The following is a 20,855-nucleotide window of genomic DNA, read 5'->3' as shown; positions in this document are numbered from 1 at the left end:
TTTTATGTAAATAAAACGTTCAGACAGGGGGTTACACTACGCTAATGCGTTGTGCCACCACCAAAGATTAAGTACGTTTGTTTGTATCATCTAAAGCAAAGATGTAATAGTTTTTAATAATTGCAAAATTTTTCTTAAAATTAGTAAGGAATTATGGCATTATTTAAACGAAAATCACAAATCGACGACGATTTAGGATTTGGTAACCAACCGGTTACCTCGAATCAAAGATTAATGAATGCTGATGGCAGTTCTAATGTCAAACGAACTGGCCTTCCACTGTTCCGAACTGCGGATACCTATAACTGGCTGATTTCCATGTCCTGGAAAAAGTTTCTGCTGATCATCCTGATTGTTTACTTGTTGGTGAACACGTTTTTTGCCTTGATCTATGTCGGGATTGGCATCGAACATTTACAGGGTGCTAGTGGAGTCACTCCCAGGGATCGTTTTTTTGATGCGTTCTTCTTTTCCGCACAAACGATCTCTACTGTAGGATATGGACACATTAGTCCGGATGGTTTTATCACGAGTTGTGTGGCAGCTTTCGAGTCGATGCTGGGACTGCTGGCCTTTGCATTGGCTACAGGCCTATTGTACGGCCGTTTTTCCAGACCTAATGCCAAGATCATTTACAGTGATAAAATGGTGATTGCGCCTTATAAGGAAGGCAAAGGACTCATGTTCAGACTGGCCAATTTACGGAACAACCAGCTGATAGAAATTGAAGTTCAGGTGGTGCTGTCTTACAATGAAATGGTCGATGGAAAAGTTTCGCGCAGGTTTTATCCACTAGAATTGGAAAGAGCGAAAATTGGTCTGCTGACCTTAAGCTGGACGGTGGTTCATCCTATTGATGAGCATAGTCCGATTTTCCAGAAAACAGCCCAGGATCTTGCGAATGCAGAAGTAGAAATTCTTGTTTTACTGAAAGCTTTTGATGATACATTTTCGCAAACTGTACATACGAGAACTTCTTACCGCGATGAAGACATAATGCATCACGCTAAATTTTCAAATATTTTCTCCAAAGATGGTAATGGCAGAACTGCCATTGATCTTTCCAGAATCGGAGCAATAGAATCAACTGATTCAGGCGATTCGGTTAAAGAGGTTTAGTGCTTTGCTTCAAATTAATTCTTTGCTACAAAATCAAGGATCTTTTGGTACAGCTGGTTGCTTCCAAAAATCATTTGACTAATCATGCCCACGTGTTTTTTACCCTTGATCACATAGATTGAACTCGGCACCTGCTCTGCAGTTAACTGCTTTTGAATACGTTCTGATTGTATTTGTATCGCTGGGTATGTTTTTTCCCCGTAAAAAATCAGATGAGGGTTCTTGATTTGCTGCACATAATTTAGTGGAGAGGCTTTCGTCCATATTTCCGGATTTTCCGTAAACGTGCGCAGGAAATTGTAATAATTATCATCGTGATCTGCCTTGCTCAGGTATTCATTCATATCCAGGCCGAAAGCATCATTTAAGATCATCCCTTTAATTTTACCTTGATATCCTGCAGCTTTTAAGTACTGAGGATCTGCATTGATCAGTTCTGCAAGATGACCACCGGCAGAATGTCCCATCAGGAATAGTCTTTCTGGATTTCCACCGTAACGTGCTATATTTTTAGCTACCCAGGTTACTGCAGCTGCACAGTCAGCCGCCATTTGCGGATATTCCTGATCGGGGGCTAATCCATAATTTAGGAGGACAGCAACCAGTCCTTTACGTGCAAGATTTCTACCTAGCCACCAGTAAGTTTCCTTTTTACCACTGCTCCAGGATCCTCCATGAATGAAAATAACCACTCCTTTTTTAGCGACCGTATCTGCCGGGTAATAGATATTCAACTGGTTACTGGCCTTCCCTTTTTCCTGAGCATAATCAACCTCTTTTTCTACGCTGATCTGGGCAGCAGAAGTGAATATTTGTCCTAAGAAAGCGAATAGCATCAGTAATACCTTGGTTTTCATGTGTTATTTTATCAATGCGTTTTTCTCTTTGGTAAAGTGGTTGAACACCAATTTATCGGTCAACGCAGGTAACAATTTATTAAGCCAGACGGTTAATTTACCCTGTCCGGTCATGATTAATGTACGTTTTCTTGCCGCAATGCCGTCCACAATAGTGGTTGCTACCACATCGGCAGTCACCATTTTACCTTCTTCCATACTAGTTTCCCCATGCGCAGCACCGTCCTTTCCCAATGCTGTAACGCGGATATTTGAAGCGGTAAAACCAGGACAAGCCACCATCACGTGTACTCCAGTTTTCAACAATTCTGTCCTTAAAGACTCCATAAATCCATTCATGGCAAATTTTGAAGCCGAATACCCGGTACGTCCGGGCAGTCCGCGGTAACCTGCAATAGAAGATACGCCAATAATACTGCCTTTGGTTTTCAAAATTTCTGGCAAAGCATATTTTGTACAATATACAGTGCCCCAAAAGTTCACATCCATCAGGTTTTTCAAGACAGAAAGGTCAAGGTCATTGAACAATGCGCGCATCGACAAACCAGCATTATTGATCAGAATGTCGATCTTACCGAAACTGAGTACGGCTTGTTTAGTCAATTCCTCACAATCTTGCTCTTTACTCACATCCGTTTGAACAGCAACCGCACGAATGCCGTATCTACTTTCCAGATCGGCAGTAACTTCGCAAAGGGTTACATACTGACGGGCAGCAAGCACAAGGTTTGCACCACGTTTGGCAAATTCTTCGGCACAAGCTTTTCCTATACCGGAAGATGCCCCGGTAATGATGACTACTTTATTCTTAAAATCCATGCTGATTATTTGATTAATGAGTTTTCATAAGGCACCCTTGTAATGATAGAGCGGCCCAGGGTGATTTCGTCTGCATATTCCAGCTCACCACCAAAGGCGATTCCCCGAGCAATAGCTGTGATCGGGATTTGAAAATCTTTAAGACGTTTATAAAGGTAAAAAAGAGTGGTATCTCCTTCCATGGTTGCACTCAATGCTAAAATCACTTCTTTAACCGGACTGGTTGCCACACGCTGCACCAGGGAATCAATAAAAAGATCAGCCGGGCCGATACCATCCATTGGCGAGATTAAACCTCCTAATACATGGTAAACGCCAAAATATTGCGAGGTATTTTCTACAGCCATCACGTCTCTGGTATCTTCTACCACACAAATAATTTCTTTATCCCGTTTGTTAGCGGTACAGATTTCACAGTGTACATGATCCGAAATGTTATGGCAAACTGCACAATGCTTGATCTCTTGTCTCAGTTTAATAATGGAATTCCCGAAGTTAGAAACCTCTTCCTGTTCCTTGTTTAACAAGTGCAATACCAAGCGTAATGCCGTCTTTTGTCCGACTCCCGGTAACTTAGAAAATTCGTTGACAGCGTCTTCGAGAAGCTTGGATGAAAAGTTCATTTTACAAATTTATATTTATCTTCCGTTATTTGATTTTTAAAATATGATTTTCTTACATTTAGCTGCTAAAAACATACTATGAGCCCAGCTATACTTTTGTCTTTTTTGATTGGTTATTTCCTGCTATTGATCGTTATCGCCTTCGCTACTTCCAAAAAATCATCAGACAATGCTACCTTCTTTATTGCAAATAGAAATTCAAAATGGTACCTGGTTGCTTTTGGGATGATTGGTACTGCTTTATCCGGTGTGACTTTCATTTCCGTTCCCGGAGAAGTAGGTGCACCTTCCGGCAATCAATTCCAATACTTTCAATTTGTATTGGGAAATGCGGTCGGATTTATCATTATCGCAACAGTATTGCTGCCATTATATTACCGGATGAAGCTGACTTCGATTTATAGCTATATCGAACAAAGGTTGGGTTTTTACAGTTATAAGACGGCTGCATCCATCTTTTTAATCAGTAGAACGATAGGCTCCGCTTTCCGTTTATACCTGGTGGTAATTGTTTTACAGCGTTTTATCTTTGACAGTTATGGGGTTCCATTTTGGGTAACGGTATTGATTTCTTTGGCGCTCATCTGGTCCTACACCTTCAAAGGTGGGTTAAAAACAATTATTATCACAGATACGCTGCAAACGTTTTTCCTGGTATTGTCAGTTTTTCTGACGCTGTATTTCATCTGCAGCAGCCTGAATATGAATATCCCGCAAGCCTTTGAAGCCATTAAAACAAGTGGTTATTCCAAGATTTTCTTTTACGAAGACTTCATGACCAATGGCTTCCATTTCAGTAAACAGTTCATTGGAGGCGTATTTGTTACGATTGCGATGACAGGTTTGGATCAAGATTTGATGCAAAAAAACCTGAGTATGAAAACTATTGGGGAGGCACAAAAAAACATGTTTACGTTCACTGGCATCTTTGTGATCCTAAACATCTTTTTCCTGAGTGTAGGTGCTTTGTTATATATCTATGCAACTAAAAACGGCATTCAGATTCCTTTGGATCACATCACTGGAAAACCAAGAACGGATTTTCTTTTCCCGGAAATTGCACTCAACCATTTAAGTGTAGTACCGGCCATCGTTTTTATGCTGGGCTTAACGGCGGCAACATTTGCCACCACCGATTCGGCATTAACCGCATTAACAACCTCGTTCTGCGTAGATTTCCTGCACATGGCTAAGGCTGAAAATGCCAATGCGGATGGAGCTGTAAAGAAAAGACACCTGGTACATATTGCGTTTTCGCTGCTGATGTTTGTGGTGATCATTGTTTTCAATACTTTAAATGATGAGTCAGTGGTTAAAGGGATTTTTAAAGTAGCTTCCTATACTTATGGACCACTACTTGGCTTATATAGCTTTGGCCTTTTCATGAAGAACAGAGGACTTCATGATAAATTAGTACCTTTAGTATGTATCCTATCACCATTGATTTGTTACCTGCTCAACGCAAACTCTGCCACTTTACTTGGCGGATATACGTTTAGTGTGGAACTGATTCTGGTGAACGGATTGATCACCTTTATCGGACTGTTGCTGATCAGTAAAAAAACAGCATTGCAAACCAGATTTTAAGAACTAAATATCTATAGAATGACAAGTGAAGAGAAAATTAGAAGTGCATTTGAGAACAAAAACTGGCAGGAAATAAAAGTTACGGATTCCTGGCAGATCTTTAAAATCATGGCAGAATTTGTAGATGGCTTTGAGAAATTAGCGAAAATTGGCCCATGTGTGTCTATCTTCGGATCCGCGAGAACAGCGGAAACAAATAAGTACTATGAGATTGCAGTAGAATGTGGCAGGTTGCTTACAGAACGCGGATATGGCGTGATCACCGGTGGTGGCCCCGGAATTATGGAAGCAGGAAATAAAGGCGCGCACATGAATGGAGGAAAGTCTGTAGGTTTAAACATTGACCTTCCTTTTGAACAGTTCCACAACAAATATATTGACCATAATAAGTTATTAGAATTTGATTATTTCTTCATCAGGAAAGTGATGTTCATGAAATATTCACAAGGTTTTGTCGTATTACCTGGTGGTATGGGCACAATGGATGAGCTTTTCGAAGCGATTACCTTGATTCAGACTGGCAAAATTGCCAGATTCCCGATTGTATTGGTAGGAAAAGAGTACTGGGGTGGTTTAGTAGATTGGATTACTTCAACCATGCTGAATAAAGAACATAACATTCATGCGGAAGATCTGAACCTGTTTAGGTTAGTAGATACAGCAGAAGAAGCTGCTGAGCATATTTTCAGGTTCTATGATAAGTATGTGTTAAAACCGAATTTCTAAGATTTACTGGTTGGTGTTTCAAGTTTCAGTATGCTGAACACAATATTTTTGCCAGGATTAATTCGGGTACGCTAAAAAAAGATAGTTGCTCCCCTCCTCAAATCTTTCGCTGAAGGGCGAAAAATTTGAATGTCGGGTGATCAACTATCTTTTTTTTCGATGATAACTAAGTAAGGTCGCAGGTGTTTCACTTAATTAAGCGCTGCTTCTATAATGATTAATTACTGATTTTATGACCATTAAGCCATAATTCCATGATGATTAATCACTGATTTCATGACCATTAAGTCTTAATTTCATGATGATTAATTACTGATTTCATGACCATTAAGTCTTAATTTCATAATGATTAAATGGATACTAGATTTGGGTTTAAATCATTTAGAAATGACTGACTCCGCCTGAAACCACCAATTTCATAGCTTCTGCGGCAGTCATATTTAAAGGCTTGATTTTCTCATTTTTCACTACATATACTTGTCCGGCGAAGGAATAAGAAAAGGGAAAATACACAATAGATTCTCCTGGGAGGCCGATTGCTGACAAGTCATTCTGGGTTAGAAACCCAATTCGCTTCAAATCACCCTCTACTTCTACCAGCACGGGGTTATTGAATTTCTTTTCATCACCAACAAAGGCTTCTGTAAGGTCTTTTATGGAAGAATAAATAAATTTAAGGATAGGCAGTCTGTCCAGGATTCTGGCAAACCAGTTATACATAGGTTCAGTTACGAAATTCGTAACGAAAATACCGGCAACAAGCGTGATGGCCACTACAAGTGCTAAACCAAGACCAGGAATGTTCCTGCTGGCTCCTGTATGAGGATCAACTCCCAGAATATTGTTCACGTTTAGCCAACTGTCTACTGTGGTTACAGCAACGATCACAATAAAAATACTTAGCGCAATAGGCAATACAATTAAGAGTCCTTTGATGATGTATCTTAACAAGGCTCTACCAATTCTGTTCATACTGCAAAACTACTCATAAAAATAAATCCGTTTAACTCTTTGTGAAATATTCGTTAAAATCTCATAGGGTATGGTTCCGATCTGCTCAGCAAGCATCGCTACAGTCAGCTTTCCATTAAAAACGATCACTTCATCGCCGGTTTTAACATCTAATCCTGTTACATCCAACATACACATATCCATGCAGATGACACCAACGGTTGGCACCAATTGACCATTAACCAGCATCTTTCCGACCCCGTTTCCAAACCTTCTGGTATAGCCATCAGCATAACCGATTTTGACTGTTGCAATCGTTCCTCCGTCAGGTAAAAGCCCTTGTCGGCCGTAACCAACAGTTTCATTTGGCTTCAGTTTCTTTACCTGAGTGATGGTTGTTTTCAATACGGCTACGGTTTGCAGTCCTTTATTGTGGTTTAACCCACTATCATGTCCATATAAACCGATACCTAAACGTACCATATCAAACTGGGCTTCCGGATGACGGGAGATGCCAGAAGTATTCGAGATGTGCCAGATAAATTTATAATCGAGTCCCTCGGCTATCTGCTGCGCCATAGACTTAAACCTTTCAATTTGATGTTTCGTAAACTCATCGTGCTGGATTTCATCACTGCCTACCAAATGAGAAAAAGCGGAAGCCACTTTGAGTTTTTTAGTACCCTGAAGGATTTGCAATAACTCATCAACTTCATTTTCTTCGAATCCCAACCGGTGCATTCCAGTATCAATTTTAAGATGTACCGGATAATCCCTGATTTCAAAATGAAGGAAGTTCAAGAAGCTATTCAAGATATCCAGGTTATAAATTTCCGGTTCCAATTTATATTTCACAATAGCATCAAATGCAGAAGGCTCAGGACTCATCACCATAATCGGCATCGTAATCCCACCTTTTCTTAAGGCCACACCTTCGTCTGTATAGGCTACAGCCAGGTAATCAACTTTATGGTATTGTAATACATTGGCAATTTCAAAGCTGCCGCTTCCGTACGAAAATGCTTTCACCATAGCCATGATTTTTACGCCAGGCTGCAGCTTACTCCTATAGAACTGTAGATTTCCGGCAAGCCCGTTCAGGTCTATTTCCAATACCGTATCATGAACTTTCTGGGCAATCAGCTTACTAATGCGCTCAAATTCAAACTTTCTGGCTCCCTTTACCAGTATGGTTTCATCATAAAAATGTACCGCTGGAAAATGATCTATAAAATCCTGGGTACTTTCAAAGAATGAGGCTTCCAAGTCAAACAAGGAGGCCATAGAAGAGATATTAGGACCAATCCCAATCAATCGCTGCAGATTTTTCTGTTTGAGCAGGTCCGCAATTTCTTTATACAGCAGGCTTTCCTTCTTCCCGGTTTCATGTAAATCGGATAGGATTAATGTTTTCTTAGGGTGCTGATTTTGAAGGTTTAGAAAATCAAGTGCTATCGCAAGTGAAGGGATATCGGCAATGTAAGAATCATCAATTACGGAACATTGGTTGATGCCGTTTTTTAATTCCAGCCTCATCCCTACCCGATTTAATCTCTCGAGGCGCGCATCCGCTTCTTCTGGTGTATAGCCCATTGAAAGTAAGGTGGCCCAGCAAATAATGCCATTCTCAACAGAAGCCCTATCGCTAAACGGGATCAGACATTCTATTTCCGCAGCTTTATAGAGTGCACGAATATAAGTTTTGTCTTCAATTGGCTCCACGAAAGAAATCTGCAGATCTGCTTTTTGGCTTAAGCTCCAGGAGAATTTCCTTTGTCCAGGAAGTTCCTGAATCGGAATTCCGCTGGTATATTCTGGGGAATAAATAAATAGTTCCGCGGCTTTAAATAGTTTTAATTTTTCCAGCAATTTCACCTTCTGAGAAGGAAAACCCTCGGCATGTGCCTCCCCTATGTTGGTTAATACCCCAATTGTTGGTTGGATAATGCGTTGGAGTGCTTCCATTTCATTTTCCTTGGAGATTCCGGCCTCGAAAATCCCAAGTGTATGTTCCTCCCGGATATTCCATACCGAAAGCGGTACTCCGATCTGAGAGTTAAAGCTTTTAGGACTGCGAATAATATTGTAATCAGCGGCTAAAAGCTGATAAAGCCATTCTTTGACAATAGTTTTCCCATTGCTTCCGGTAATGGCCAGTACTTTTAAGTCGTATTGATTGCGATGAGCAATGGCCAATGTCTGTAAAGCCAAGCCCACATTTTCAACCAGCAGCATGTTTGCATCCGGAAAAATATTAAAATACTGTTCGTTACTGATCACAAAACAACGGATTCCGTTAGCATAAGCCTCTTTCAGATACTCATGACCATCACGCTTTGCCTGCAAAGCAAAAAATAAAGAGCTTTCAGGGTCAATTACCGTTCTGCTATCGATTACCAGTCTGGTAACGATCAGTTCCGGCTGAGGAATAAAAGCTTTTGCATGAAGAATTTCCGCAAAATGGTCAATAGTATAGGTAGTACTGCTCATGGTTCAAAATTAAAGTTTTTGCAGGGATAACCATCGCTTGCCTGTAATTTAAGTATGATTTGCTTTGCCGATCCACGCTTTAATGATGTTAAATACTTAATTTGTATTAAAAACGTCAATATTATTAAAAGCTGATATGATTTCTAATTCTGGTAGGTCTTGATTGTGTATTATTGTAAACATTGGAAAATTCAGAGAAAAAAACCGTCAAATACGATAAGAAAACAGCTTTATTCAAAGCTGAGCACTATTGTGCTTATCAGGAACGCGCACAGCAGGAAGTGAGGAATAAGCTTTATGAATGGGGATTAAGGCCTGATGAGGTGGAAGAAAACATTTCTGAACTCATCATGACCAACTATTTAAATGAAGAAAGGTTTGCGCAAGCTTATGTTTCCGGCAAGTTCAACATCAAGAAATGGGGTAAAATAAAGATCAAGCAAGCCTTAAAACTCAAAAAGGTACCTGAGAAAATGATTTTAAAAGCTTTAAATACGATTGATTATGATGATTATTTAAAAGCTATATTGGTTTCTGCGGAGAAAAAGTCGAATTTAATTAAGGAAAATGATCCGTATAAAAGAAGGAATAAGCTGATTACACACTTAATGACAAAGGGTTTTGAAAATAATTTGATCATGGAAGTCCTGAAAGACAATGATTTATATTAATCACTTAAATTATTTATAAAAAAAACTTGACAGAAAGATAAAAGTCCCTATATTTGCATTCCCAAACGAAACAAAGGGTATTACAAAATACACTTTAAGAGATGGGAACATCGGATGATGTTAAAATAAAAACCATGCGAAAGTAGCTCAGTTGGTAGAGCACGACCTTGCCAAGGTCGGGGTCGCGAGTTCGAATCTCGTCTTTCGCTCTAAATAACTTCAACTATCATGAAGTCATTTAATTTAAAAGGTTAACACCTGCTCAGATGGTGGAACTGGTAGACACGCAGGACTTAAAATCCTGTGACCTTAAAAGTCGTGCGGGTTCGATTCCCGCTCTGAGTACACAGCCTCTTTACGAAAGTAGAGAGGCTTTTTTTTTGTCCTAAAATTTGAAACCTTTCAAAAAAATATCCGTCCTTTAGGATATGAAAATCTCTCGCACTATACCCTTAGCTCTCCTGTTGCTTTTCACAAATCTGGTTTTCTCCTTAAACCTGGTTGCACAAAAAAACACAGGGAAGGTTGTTACTTATGATATTGATAACTTTTGGACAGCTTATGATAAAGTGACCAGCACTAAAGATAGTGCTGCACAATACCGTTATTTAAATCTGCTATTCATTGAAAAAGGGTCACCAGGGCTAAAAGCCATTATGGAGGTGAAGAACTATACCGCTAAATCATACATTGATGCCATAAACAGCTATCCGCTATTTTGGAATTCCATCAGAAAAAACACACTCAAAGCAAAGGGTATTGCGAAAATGATTGAAGTAGATGTACTCAAAATGAAGAAATTATATCCGGAATTAAAACCGGCCAATATTTACTTTACTATTGGTGCATTAAGAACAGGAGGAACTACACTAAATGGAATGGTCCTGATCGGTGCGGAGATTTCCATGGCAGATGAATATACCGAAACCAAAGAATTTCCCAGCAATTACCAGCATCTAAAAACTCATTTCAAGACCAATCCAATCCATGACATCGGTTTTCTAAACGTCCATGAATATGTACATACACAACAAAAAACTACCGAAGCAAAGAATCTTTTGGGACAAGTTACGCTTGAAGGTGCCGCTGAATTTTTAGCAGTAAAAGCTACAGGAAAACCTTCTACACTACCTGCTTTAGCTTATGCTAAAAGCAAAGGTGAAAAAGGAATAGACAATGAGAAAAAAATTAAAGCAGCATTTTCTTTGCAAATGTTTAATCCATCAACTGGATACTGGCTGTATACTAATGAAACAAATCCATTCGGGCAGCGAGATTTAGGGTACGCTGTTGGTTATCTCATTTGTGAAAAGTATTATGAAAAAGCCAGAAATAAAAAACAAGCTATAAAAGAGATGATTGAACTAGACTACAACGACAGTACCGCATTGGCCAAATTTATAGATCAATCCGGATATTTATCGGAGTCGGTGAAAAGTTTAAAGAATGAGTACGACCGCCAAATCCCAACGATTACTGGAATTAAACAACTCAAAAATCACAGCCAGGATGTAGACCCCACCATCAAACAGCTGACTATTGAATTCTCTGCGCCAATGAACAAAAAAAGCAGAGGTTTTGATGTTGGACCATCAGCGGGTGTCGACAAGCTATTGCGTGTAAAAAATGTGGTCGGATTCTCTGAAGATGGTAAGTCGATCACCATTGATGTAGACCTTTTACCCGGCAAAGATTATGAATTGCTCCTGACAGAGCGGTTCATGAACACGAACTTAACTCCAATTGCTGCCTATCTGATTACCTTTAGAACCGCAGATAAATAGCGAAAAGCCTAGTAAAGGTATACTAGAATGGCATCAATTGAAATTTTATTCCTTGAAATCCAGTCGCTTCGATGAAATCTTAAAAAGAGTTTGCAGAAAAATGAAAACTATCCCTATCTTCGTGGCACGTTAACAGCGAAAGTAGCTCAGTTGGTAGAGCACGACCTTGCCAAGGTCGGGGTCGCGAGTTCGAATCTCGTCTTTCGCTCAAAAAGCCTTCCATTGGAAGGCTTTTTTATTTTCAGCCAAAAATCATTCGGCAAATCATATCTAAATCTTCTTTCTTAGTGTAAAGAAAGCGCGGAAACCAGAGCTTTTCTTATATTCTTAAAAGGATGAGACCTAGTCGCCTGGATCTTTGAAAGTTGAGTAGCTATTTTGAACTCAGCAGGTAAGTTTTACGATAAATTCCTGGACTTTATTTCTTTTTTAGTTTCATTCCAGTTATTCAGTAGAAGCATCAATATAGGAAGTAAAGCGATAGGCGTAACGATTAATGCAGTAAACCCTTTTTTGAGCATTAAGTAAACGATGACTACAAAGGAAATGATTAAAATTCCCATAAAAGTAAATGCAGCCGTCTTAGCTATTTTTTCATTTTTGATGAGCTCTTCGTTATTCATTTCAGTTAGTTTCTTTTTCATCATTTAGTTTTTTATTATTTACCAATTCAATACTATTTATACTTCCGACTGGCACTATCATAATATTCTTATTTCCTTTATGGAATTAAAATAATAGGAACTATACTATTCATTTTATCCAGATAGTTTTTATCTGGGGAGCGTTAGTTTTACTAATATATAATTTATTTTAACCCATCAGACTGAAACTATATAATTGATCCTATGAAAGCCTAAAATTGATTGGTGAGGAATAGAATTTCTATTATGTTTTTGTCGCTATGACCGAAATTTAAGGACGATATTGCTTTTCTTCAAAAAACACAAGCTCATTTACGAAGTCCAATAGCTGTTTTATGGGTTTAAACTGGATATATTAAGTTATAAATAGAAGGTAAGAAAAAATAAATTATTTTTTTCTACTTGAAATCCAGTGTATTCGGTGAAATCTTCCCTGAGGAGTATAAAAAAGTCAAAACAATACCTATCTTCGTATCGTCATCAACGCGAAAGTAGCTCAGTTGGTAGAGCACGACCTTGCCAAGGTCGGGGTCGCGAGTTCGAATCTCGTCTTTCGCTCTAATCCCTTCCAGATAGAAGGGATTTAATTTAAAAGGTTAACACCTGCTCAGATGGTGGAACTGGTAGACACGCAGGACTTAAAATCCTGTGACCTTAAAAGTCGTGCGGGTTCGATTCCCGCTCTGAGTACATTGCCTCTTTACAGCCCGTAAAGAGGCTTTTTTTTGCCAAAAATTTTAAATATCCGTGGCGAATCCATAGAAATTTCCGAAGAGTGATTCTATCCCCTATCAGAATAATTCTTAGCTTTATCACCTATGAAGACCCATTTATTTAGCATCGCAATGCTATTCATCAGCACTGCTTTATACGCACAAAAAAACACACAAGCCACCGAAGCAGTCATCACCTATGGTTCCCGCAGCAACGGCAAAGAAGTTGGCGGAGAAAAAAAACTTTTCATTAAAGGAAGTCAAGCCAGGATCTCCGGTCAGGAACGTCAGGCAAAACAAGAACAATTCCTGCAATTTTCAGAAGCAGCTACCTATCAGGTACTGAATAGCAATGGAAACCTGTACACCTTAAAAAAACCGTTCTCTGAATATATATCGGCAGAGCTAATTGCAGGTATAGACACCATCATGGGCATCCCCTGCAAAAAAGCAAAGGTATTTATCCGTTCCAATACCATTGAAATCTGGTACACAAACGACCTGAAAATTAAGGGAACGCCCGACCTGACTATTGCGCCGGGCCTCGGTCTTATTTTAAAAACCATCCGTAATGGCAATACAGAAACTTACGCGAAGAAGATTGATTACCGCAAAGTAAAAGCCGAGGAACTTGCCTGGCCAAAACAATGGGGCAGTCTGCTTGACGAAGCCGCTTATCAGCGTCAAATGATTGAAAGCCGTTACCAAACGATCAATATCTTCGATAAGGAAAAGATCAGTTTTGGAAATAAAATAGAGAACCCTGCGGCTGATCAGTCGAATGCCACTTATCATTTTTCTGGCGGTACGGTAATTCTTAAAAAAGTAAAACTTCCGACCCTAAAAGCGGGACAATCCGTTTTTGCCGAACTGGTCCAAAATTCTAATGGTGATGCTTATGACAGAACAGGGTCCGTATTTATGATTCCTGTAGATAAGTCTGTTTCTTTCCTGGACGCTTTGCAAAATGGCTTACAGACATTACCAGTTTACAATGCCCGTAATGGCAAAAAATATCAAGGTGTAATTGCAACAGACAATTATCTGCCACCGCTGGAGCTGATGCGTTTTTTCACCTCCTTTGGGGTAAAACATTTCAATGAACAGGCAAAAATCAAAGGATACAACTGGGCAGATTCTGTCATTTACAAACAAGACATTACCCTGCTTGCACCAAAATTGCAAGGCGAGGTGTGGATTGGTGTGTTTATCGGAAACTACGACAAAGGTGGACACACGGTGAGTTTGAATCTAAATTATTATCCAGGATACGATGGCGAAAAAGAGAAAGAAAGAAAATCTTACATCATGCCTGTATTTAATACGACCAACCTAATGGAGATGGCTGGACAAGAATATGGAACTATGTTTGAAAAAGATTCGTTAACAGTCACAATTGATGTGCCGCAGGGCTTGAAAAATCTTCGTTTAAGGTACCTCACAACCGGTCATGGCGGCTGGGGTAAAGGCGATGAATTTGTTCCGAAACTGAACGAACTTTTTATAGACGGTAAAAGAGTTTATCACTTTATTCCCTGGAGAGAAGACTGTGCAACATACCGTTTCAGTAATCCTTCTTCCGGTAATTTCGGAAATGGTCTTTCTTCTTCAGATTTAAGTCGCTCAAACTGGTGCCCTGGAACACTAACCCTTCCTGTAGAAATCCCATTGGAAAACTTAAGTATAGGAAAACATACCCTGCAAGTTGCAATTCCTCTTGGAAAACCAGAAGGTACCAGCTTCAGCTCCTGGAATGTTTCCGGTGTATTAATTGCTGATCAGGAATAAGCTTTAAATTACCACCTAAAAAAGAAGCTTGATCACAAGATTGTCAATGTTCCTAAAAAGCTATATGCTTTATCAGGGCATTGCAATTTTGTAATCAGGCTTTTTACTTTTACAGGAAATCCAAGCTTCGATTCCAGGCATAATTACGGATTCCCCTACTCTATTCCACCACAGAACACACTATAAATCTTACATTTAGCTGTTTTTGATTTTTTGTATGCGCCAGCGTTTAGCCGTATCTTTATAGGGTACAGTTATTGTGAGCACCATATAAAACGCCAATATCATGAATGAAGATTTGGATATGTTAGAGCAATCCGCACTAAATGATTACAAGTACGGTTTTGTTACAAATATAGATACAGATACCATCCCAAAAGGATTAAATGAGGGGGTGATTACACTCATTTCTAAGAAAAAAAACGAGCCGGACTGGATGCTTGCCTGGCGACTTAAAGCCTATGCTTATTGGTTAAAACTGACTGAGCCCAAATGGGCCAATATCAAATACCCGCCAATTAATTATCAGGATATTATTTATTATGCGGCACCTAAACAAAAAGAGCAGCTCAGCAGTCTGGATGAAGTTGATCCGGAACTCCTAAAAACTTTTGAAAAACTAGGTATTTCCTTGAATGAACAAAAGAGGCTTACAGGAGTAGCAGTCGATGTGGTGATGGACAGTGTATCCATTGCAACCTCTTTTAAAGAACAGTTGTCCGAAATTGGGGTCATCTTTTGTTCCATCAGTGAAGCCATTCAAAAACATCCGGAACTGGTAAAAAAATACCTGGGCTCGGTGGTGCCAATGACCGATAATTACTTCGCTGCCCTAAATGCTGCAGTTTTTACGGATGGATCTTTCTGCTACATTCCAAAAGGTGTACGATGCCCAATGGAACTCTCTACTTATTTCAGAATCAATGCCGAGAACTCTGGTCAATTTGAAAGAACATTGATCATTGCAGAAGAAGGAAGTTATGTAAGCTACCTGGAAGGTTGTACTGCACCAATGAGAGATGAAAACCAGTTACATGCCGCAGTGGTAGAACTGATTGCGATGGAAAAGGCAGAAATCAAATATTCTACGGTTCAAAACTGGTATCCTGGTGATAAAGAAGGGAATGGAGGAATTTATAATTTTGTGACTAAACGCGGCATATGCCAGGGAGACTATGCTAAAATCTCCTGGACACAGGTAGAAACTGGTTCTGCTATCACCTGGAAGTATCCAAGTGTGATCCTCAAAGGAGACTATTCTATTGGTGAATTCTATTCAGTAGCCTTTACCAATCACCACCAGCAAGCAGATACAGGAACTAAAATGATACATCTTGGAAAACATACGAGAAGTAGAATTGTGGCCAAAGGAATTTCTGCCGGACAAAGTCAGAATAGTTACCGCGGACTGGTTCGTACAGCAAAAGGCGCCATTAATGCCCGTAATTACTCGCAATGTGACTCCCTTTTATTAGGTGATAAATGTGGTGCACATACTTTTCCTTATATAGAAGTAAAAAATAAAACCGCCATTATCGAGCATGAAGCGACGACTTCTAAAATTGGAGAAGACCAACTTTTCTATTGTCGTCAAAGAGGCATTGATGCAGAAGCAGCGGTCGCATTGATCGTAAACGGTTTTGCTAAAGAAGTGATGAATCAATTACCAATGGAATTTGCTATAGAAGCTCAAAAACTACTCGCCATCAGCATGGAAGGTAGCGTAGGCTAATTTCAAATCCTTTAAAATTTCAAAAATGATGTTATCTATTAAAAATATACACGCAAATATTGAGGGCAAAGAGATCCTGAAGGGGATCAACCTGGACATCAAAGCTGGGGAAGTCCATGCGATTATGGGGCCAAATGGTTCCGGAAAAAGCACACTAGCCTCTGTACTTGCAGGAAGAGAAGAATATGAAGTGACCGAAGGCAGCATTACCTTCTTGGATAAAAATCTATTGGATTTATCTATTGAAGACCGTGCGAGGGAGGGTTTGTTTCTGGCCCTGCAATATCCTGTTGAAATCCCAGGACTGAGCACAACAAATTTTATTAAAGCCGCAGTCAATGAAAAGCGCAAGTATCATGGACAGGAACCTCTGGATGCCCTCGCTTTTTTGAAGGTCATGAAAGAAAAAATGGCTTTGGTAGAAATTGATCAATCTTTACTCAGCCGTTCGATTAATGAAGGTTTTTCTGGAGGAGAAAAGAAACGTAATGAGATATTTCAGATGGCCATGCTGGAGCCCAAACTTGCCATCCTCGATGAAACAGATTCCGGACTCGACATTGATGCCTTGCGTATTGTGGCCAATGGCATCAATCAATTGAGAAACGAGCACCGCGCGATACTATTGATCACTCATTACCAGCGACTCCTGGATTATATCCAGCCAGACTATGTACATGTACTTTACAATGGCCGAATTGTTAAGTCAGGCAGTAAAGAACTGGCCATAGAACTGGAGGAAAAAGGATACGATTTCATTACTGATGAAACAGATTTGGCTGCAAAAACATAAGCGATCCTTTTAAAAAACAATGGATTCTCCTTAAAAACAATGAGCTCTCCTTATATGAACCTCCTTAAAAAAGAAAAGATAATGATTAACATCGCTTATTTTAAAGATCAATTTGAAGGTTTAGCTGATGATGATTCTGCCGATACCATAAAGGAGCTGAGTAAAGCTGCTTTTGAGAACTTTAATCAATCAGGATTACCAACTTCTAAGCTGGAAGAATGGAAATACACGAACATCAGCAGTTTATTTGAAAAGAACTATCAGTTTTCAAAAGGCAATTCTGAGGAGGCGCTTAGTTATTCTGCCTTGGAAGCGCTTAATTTACCTGGACAAAACGAAGCCAATGAGCTCTATTTTATTGATGGACGATTTATGCCCGGCTTATCAAAGATCCGTTCTTCTGAAAAAGAATTAGTGATTTTACCATTGGAAACAGCGGCAACCGGACCTTATCAAAAAATCGTAAAAGAACATTTAGGCAGCAGCAGTAAATATCTGAAAGATGGTCTTCATGCGCTTAACACTGCATTTATTCAAGAAGGAGTTTTCATTTACCTTCCTAAGGGGCAGCAATTGGAAGTACCTTTGTATTTGCATCACATTACTCAGGCCAGTACAGAAAATATCATTTCCCAGCCACGCAGCCTCGTCTATTTAGCAGAAAATTCTAATTTGCAGCTTGTGGAGACCTATACTACGCTAGGCAGCATGGAAAGTTTTAGTAATGAGGTGATAGAAATTGTATTGGAAGAACATGCATTTCTAGCTTATTATAAACTACAAAATGATGGGCTAAATGCAGCGCAGCTGAGCAGTACACAGATCCATCAAATTGGAAAAAGCTATGTACAATCCTTAACGATTTCCCTGAATGGCGGAGTGATCCGTAATAACCTGAACCTCATTTTAGACGCTCCAGGTAATGAAACACACCTATATGGTCTTTCTCTTTTAAAAGGGAAAAGCCATGTGGACCACCATACCTTGGTAGACAATAAGCAGCCAAATTGCTTCAGTAATCAGCTTTATAAAGGAATAGCGAATGATACTGCAACTGGAATTTTTAGTGGAAGAATCATTGTACAGCCGGATGCGCAAAAGACCAATGCTTATCAATCCAGCAAAAATATCATTTTGTCAGACCTGGCCACAATAAATGCCAAGCCGCAGCTGGAGATCTTTGCTGATGATGTAAAGTGTTCTCATGGCTGTACCGTTGGACAGCTGGATGAGGAAGCCATGTTCTATTTAAGAGCAAGGGGGATTCCTTTAAAATCCGCGGAGTCCTTATTGTTACAGGCTTTTTCATCCGATATTTTAAATCAAATCAAACTGGAACCTTTACGCAAGCATGTTGAACAATTAATTTTAGCTCATTTAGCCAGTTCATAAAATGAAAACTCCAGCCTCCAAATCTTCTTTATCAATAGACAAACACATTGAATCAGGCGAACAAGCCAGTCCTGCCGATCACAAAAAGGTCTCTTTTGATATACAAGCCATCAGAACACAATTCCCCATTCTAAGTAGAAAGGTGAATGAGAAAAATCTGATTTATTTTGATAACGCGGCAACTTCTCAAAAACCACAGGCTGTCATAGATGCGCTAAGCGATTATTACAGCCGCTATAACGCCAATATCCACCGCGGAATACATACGCTGGCAGAAGAAGCTACATTAGCTTATGAAGCTAGTCGATATGCGGTTCAGGAGTTCATTGGCGCAGCAATGGTAGAAGAAATAGTTTTTACCAGGGGGACCACTGAAGCGATCAACCTGGTGGCCTATACCTGGGGCAGGCAAAATATCAAAACCGGAGATGAAATTTTAATCTCAGGAATGGAACATCACTCAAATATTGTACCCTGGCAGATGCTTTGTCAGGAGAAGAATGCGGTTTTAAAGGTGATTCCTGTATTGGATGATGGAACTCTTTCTATGGATCAATATCAGCAGTTACTGAATGAAAAAACAAAAATCGTTGCCATTGTACAAGTATCGAATGCTCTGGGAACTGTTAATCCTGTGAAAGAAATGATTGCAATGGCGCATCAATTTGGCGCAAAAGTATTGGTAGATGGTGCCCAATCCGCAGTACATCTGGACATTGATGTGCTAGATCTGGACTGTGATTTTTTCGCCTTTTCAGGACATAAATTATACGCTCCTACTGGCATAGGAGTCCTTTATGGAAAACAGGAGCTTTTGGAAGCGATGCCTGTTTTTCAAGGTGGTGGAGAAATGATTAAAGAGGTGAGTTTTGAACTGACTACCTACAATGACCTTCCCTATAAATATGAAGCCGGAACACCAAATATTGCCGATACCATTGCTTTAAAAACGGCTTTCGACTTTATCAAAAGCATAGGAAAAGATCAAATCAGAAAACATGAGCATGAATTACTTAATTATGCAACGGCTCAGTTAGAAAACATACCTGGTTTAGAGATCATCGGAAAAGCAAAAGAAAAAGTAAGTCTGGTTTCATTCATCATCAAAAACACCCACCCTCAAGACATTGGCATCCTACTGGACAACTTGGGAATAGCCGTCAGAACCGGGCACCATTGCACTCAGCCATTGATGAAGCGATTCGGTATTCCCGGAACAGTAAGGGCTTCTTTTGCAGTTTACAATACGAAAGAAGAAATAGATGGGCTGATTGCAGGAATTTATAAAGCTATTAAAATGTTATCCTAATGAATCAAAAGAACATCTCCGAAATAGAAAAAGAAATTATCTCAGATTTTTCCATGTTTGACAACTGGGAGGACAAATACGAATACCTGATTGATTTAGGAAAACAATTACCGGCATTAGAGGACGCTTTTAAAACTACCGACCATAAGATAAAAGGATGCCAGTCGAGCGTATGGGTGGTTGCTTCCTACCAGGATGGGAAAGTATTTTTTAAAGCAGACAGTGATGCGATGATTGTCAAAGGTTTAGTGAGCATGCTGATTAAAGTATTGTCCGGTCAGCCTCCTAAAGCCATCCTGGAGGCCAAGCTGGAATTTATCAAAGAAATTGGCATGTTCAGCCATCTGGCGCAGACCAGGTCTAACGGATTATTAGCAATGATCAAACAAATGAAAAATTATGCATTGGCTTTTCAATCCATTGAAGAGCTTGAAAATAAATAGACCATGGATCAGGAAGAATTGAAACAAAAAGTGATAGACTGCTTGCAGACCATATATGACCCGGAGATCCCGGTTAGTATTTATGAATTAGGGCTTATTTATGAAACAACAGTGATGGCTCCATTCAATAATGTTCAAATCGTGATGACACTCACTGCACCAGGCTGCCCTGCCGCACAAAGTATTCCATTGGAAGTGGAAGAAAAGGTGAAAAATATTAAAGGAGTAAATGAGGTGTCTGTTGTGGTAACCTGGGACCCACCCTGGAACAGGGATATGATGTCGGAAAGTGCCAGATTTGAACTGGGAATGATGTAGCAGATCTTTTGAAAAACCAGGAAAATAAAATAGTTGAAATAAATACTACCAATTTAGTATACTTTATTTATATTTACCGCTGTCAGCGTCTCAGAC

At 39.6% G+C, this 20,855-nt stretch carries 18 protein-coding genes and 5 tRNA genes; 17 read left to right on the top strand and 6 right to left on the bottom strand.

From position 1 onward, the window contains the following. The first annotated feature begins 153 nt into the window (after positions 1–153). Entirely contained in the window at positions 154–1,119 is a 966-nt protein-coding gene (locus K7X70_RS06380; RefSeq protein ID WP_222536255.1) for an ion channel, read from the top strand. A gap of 14 nt (positions 1,120–1,133) precedes the next feature. Here the strand turns inward: K7X70_RS06380 and K7X70_RS06375 are convergent, their stop codons facing one another. The 3 genes from K7X70_RS06375 to recR are packed head-to-tail and all read right to left on the bottom strand — an operon-like array spanning position 1,134 to position 3,418. After that, the gene (locus tag K7X70_RS06375) at positions 1,134–1,976 is read right to left on the bottom strand and encodes an alpha/beta hydrolase (RefSeq protein WP_222536254.1); all 843 of its coding nucleotides are present in this window, start codon (positions 1,974–1,976) and stop codon (positions 1,134–1,136) included. 3 nt (positions 1,977–1,979) lie between these two features. Continuing rightward, on the bottom strand, positions 1,980–2,795 hold the full coding sequence (locus tag K7X70_RS06370; RefSeq protein ID WP_222536253.1) for an SDR family oxidoreductase: 816 nt from the start codon (positions 2,793–2,795) through the stop codon (positions 1,980–1,982). Between the two features lie 5 nt (positions 2,796–2,800). Further along, a complete protein-coding gene (gene recR, locus K7X70_RS06365; protein ID WP_062547370.1) occupies positions 2,801–3,418 on the bottom strand; it encodes a recombination mediator RecR in 618 nt (205 codons plus the stop codon). A 78-nt stretch (positions 3,419–3,496) separates the two neighbouring features. Here recR and K7X70_RS06360 point away from each other — a divergent pair, with 78 nt between their 5' ends. Both K7X70_RS06360 and K7X70_RS06355 read left to right on the top strand, forming a co-directional pair. Further along, on the top strand, positions 3,497–5,005 hold the full coding sequence (locus tag K7X70_RS06360) for a sodium:solute symporter (protein WP_222536252.1): 1,509 nt from the start codon (positions 3,497–3,499) through the stop codon (positions 5,003–5,005). 18 nt (positions 5,006–5,023) lie between these two features. Next, positions 5,024–5,731 carry an LOG family protein gene (locus tag K7X70_RS06355; RefSeq protein ID WP_062547368.1) on the top strand — a complete coding sequence of 236 codons (708 nt, stop codon included), beginning with the start codon at positions 5,024–5,026 and terminating at the stop codon, positions 5,729–5,731. Between the two features lie 381 nt (positions 5,732–6,112). Here the strand turns inward: K7X70_RS06355 and K7X70_RS06350 are convergent, their stop codons facing one another. Both K7X70_RS06350 and K7X70_RS06345 read right to left on the bottom strand, forming a co-directional pair. Beyond that, positions 6,113–6,703, bottom strand: coding sequence for a DUF502 domain-containing protein (locus K7X70_RS06350; protein ID WP_222536251.1), 591 nt, complete (start codon positions 6,701–6,703; stop codon positions 6,113–6,115). Positions 6,704–6,712: 9 nt separating this feature from the next. Continuing rightward, positions 6,713–9,172, bottom strand: coding sequence for a bifunctional UDP-N-acetylmuramoyl-tripeptide:D-alanyl-D-alanine ligase/alanine racemase (locus tag K7X70_RS06345; protein WP_222536250.1), 2,460 nt, complete (start codon positions 9,170–9,172; stop codon positions 6,713–6,715). Positions 9,173–9,354: 182 nt separating this feature from the next. Between K7X70_RS06345 and K7X70_RS06340 the strand changes: the two genes are divergently transcribed. The 5 genes from K7X70_RS06340 to K7X70_RS06320 all read left to right on the top strand — a co-directional run bounded on the left by K7X70_RS06340 (position 9,355) and on the right by K7X70_RS06320 (position 11,835). Then, positions 9,355–9,843, top strand: coding sequence for a regulatory protein RecX (locus K7X70_RS06340; RefSeq protein ID WP_222536249.1), 489 nt, complete (start codon positions 9,355–9,357; stop codon positions 9,841–9,843). 136 nt (positions 9,844–9,979) lie between these two features. After that, positions 9,980–10,052: transfer RNA gene (locus K7X70_RS06335), tRNA-Gly, on the top strand. A gap of 51 nt (positions 10,053–10,103) precedes the next feature. Further along, positions 10,104–10,188 (top strand) — tRNA-Leu (locus tag K7X70_RS06330). A gap of 83 nt (positions 10,189–10,271) precedes the next feature. Further along, positions 10,272–11,627, top strand: coding sequence for a DUF2268 domain-containing putative Zn-dependent protease (locus tag K7X70_RS06325; protein ID WP_222536248.1), 1,356 nt, complete (start codon positions 10,272–10,274; stop codon positions 11,625–11,627). A 135-nt stretch (positions 11,628–11,762) separates the two neighbouring features. Next, positions 11,763–11,835 (top strand) — tRNA-Gly (locus K7X70_RS06320). Positions 11,836–12,025: 190 nt separating this feature from the next. Here K7X70_RS06320 and K7X70_RS06315 read toward each other — a convergent pair. Next, complete coding sequence (locus tag K7X70_RS06315; RefSeq protein ID WP_222536247.1) at positions 12,026–12,271, bottom strand: redox-active disulfide protein 2; 246 nt, start codon at positions 12,269–12,271, stop codon at positions 12,026–12,028. Between the two features lie 485 nt (positions 12,272–12,756). Here K7X70_RS06315 and K7X70_RS06310 point away from each other — a divergent pair. From K7X70_RS06310 to K7X70_RS06270, 9 genes are all read left to right on the top strand, one after another. After that, a tRNA-Gly gene (locus K7X70_RS06310) sits at positions 12,757–12,829 on the top strand. A 47-nt stretch (positions 12,830–12,876) separates the two neighbouring features. Beyond that, positions 12,877–12,961, top strand: a tRNA-Leu gene (locus tag K7X70_RS06305). Positions 12,962–13,089: 128 nt separating this feature from the next. Beyond that, a complete protein-coding gene (locus K7X70_RS06300) occupies positions 13,090–14,772 on the top strand; it encodes a PNGase F N-terminal domain-containing protein (protein ID WP_222536246.1) in 1,683 nt (560 codons plus the stop codon). 286 nt (positions 14,773–15,058) lie between these two features. Beyond that, on the top strand, positions 15,059–16,504 hold the full coding sequence (sufB, locus tag K7X70_RS06295) for a Fe-S cluster assembly protein SufB (RefSeq protein ID WP_222536245.1): 1,446 nt from the start codon (positions 15,059–15,061) through the stop codon (positions 16,502–16,504). Between the two features lie 25 nt (positions 16,505–16,529). Further along, complete coding sequence (sufC, locus tag K7X70_RS06290) at positions 16,530–17,297, top strand: Fe-S cluster assembly ATPase SufC (protein WP_432443879.1); 768 nt, start codon at positions 16,530–16,532, stop codon at positions 17,295–17,297. Between the two features lie 39 nt (positions 17,298–17,336). After that, complete coding sequence (sufD, locus tag K7X70_RS06285) at positions 17,337–18,689, top strand: Fe-S cluster assembly protein SufD (RefSeq protein ID WP_255606945.1); 1,353 nt, start codon at positions 17,337–17,339, stop codon at positions 18,687–18,689. 1 nt (position 18,690) lies between these two features. Further along, positions 18,691–19,998, top strand: coding sequence for a cysteine desulfurase (locus tag K7X70_RS06280; RefSeq protein ID WP_222536244.1), 1,308 nt, complete (start codon positions 18,691–18,693; stop codon positions 19,996–19,998). Continuing rightward, positions 19,998–20,441, top strand: coding sequence for a SufE family protein (locus K7X70_RS06275; protein WP_222536243.1), 444 nt, complete (start codon positions 19,998–20,000; stop codon positions 20,439–20,441). The genes K7X70_RS06280 and K7X70_RS06275 overlap by 1 nt, the downstream gene beginning before the upstream one ends. Positions 20,442–20,444: 3 nt before the next feature. Further along, entirely contained in the window at positions 20,445–20,759 is a 315-nt protein-coding gene (locus K7X70_RS06270) for an iron-sulfur cluster assembly protein (RefSeq protein ID WP_222536242.1), read from the top strand. Positions 20,760–20,855 lie beyond the last annotated feature (96 nt).

The organism is Pedobacter polysacchareus (genome assembly GCF_019802255.1).
GTDB lineage: Bacteria > Bacteroidota > Bacteroidia > Sphingobacteriales > Sphingobacteriaceae > Pedobacter > Pedobacter polysacchareus.
This window is presented reverse-complemented; position numbering and strand designations above follow the sequence as displayed.

Coding starts and splice junctions, on each gene's coding strand:
- K7X70_RS06325 (WP_222536248.1), top strand. CDS start 10,272: ATGAAAATCTCTCGCACTATACCCTTAGCTCTCCTGTTGCTTTTCACA.
- sufD (WP_255606945.1), top strand. CDS start 17,337: ATGAGCTCTCCTTATATGAACCTCCTTAAAAAAGAAAAGATAATGATT.
- K7X70_RS06370 (WP_222536253.1), bottom strand. CDS start 2,795: ATGGATTTTAAGAATAAAGTAGTCATCATTACCGGGGCATCTTCCGGT.
- K7X70_RS06270 (WP_222536242.1), top strand. CDS start 20,445: ATGGATCAGGAAGAATTGAAACAAAAAGTGATAGACTGCTTGCAGACC.
- K7X70_RS06345 (WP_222536250.1), bottom strand. CDS start 9,172: ATGAGCAGTACTACCTATACTATTGACCATTTTGCGGAAATTCTTCAT.
- K7X70_RS06275 (WP_222536243.1), top strand. CDS start 19,998: ATGAATCAAAAGAACATCTCCGAAATAGAAAAAGAAATTATCTCAGAT.
- sufB (WP_222536245.1), top strand. CDS start 15,059: ATGAATGAAGATTTGGATATGTTAGAGCAATCCGCACTAAATGATTAC.
- K7X70_RS06280 (WP_222536244.1), top strand. CDS start 18,691: ATGAAAACTCCAGCCTCCAAATCTTCTTTATCAATAGACAAACACATT.
- K7X70_RS06300 (WP_222536246.1), top strand. CDS start 13,090: ATGAAGACCCATTTATTTAGCATCGCAATGCTATTCATCAGCACTGCT.
- K7X70_RS06380 (WP_222536255.1), top strand. CDS start 154: ATGGCATTATTTAAACGAAAATCACAAATCGACGACGATTTAGGATTT.
- K7X70_RS06375 (WP_222536254.1), bottom strand. CDS start 1,976: ATGAAAACCAAGGTATTACTGATGCTATTCGCTTTCTTAGGACAAATA.
- K7X70_RS06360 (WP_222536252.1), top strand. CDS start 3,497: ATGAGCCCAGCTATACTTTTGTCTTTTTTGATTGGTTATTTCCTGCTA.
- sufC (WP_432443879.1), top strand. CDS start 16,530: ATGATGTTATCTATTAAAAATATACACGCAAATATTGAGGGCAAAGAG.
- K7X70_RS06350 (WP_222536251.1), bottom strand. CDS start 6,703: ATGAACAGAATTGGTAGAGCCTTGTTAAGATACATCATCAAAGGACTC.
- K7X70_RS06315 (WP_222536247.1), bottom strand. CDS start 12,271: ATGAAAAAGAAACTAACTGAAATGAATAACGAAGAGCTCATCAAAAAT.
- recR (WP_062547370.1), bottom strand. CDS start 3,418: ATGAACTTTTCATCCAAGCTTCTCGAAGACGCTGTCAACGAATTTTCT.
- K7X70_RS06355 (WP_062547368.1), top strand. CDS start 5,024: ATGACAAGTGAAGAGAAAATTAGAAGTGCATTTGAGAACAAAAACTGG.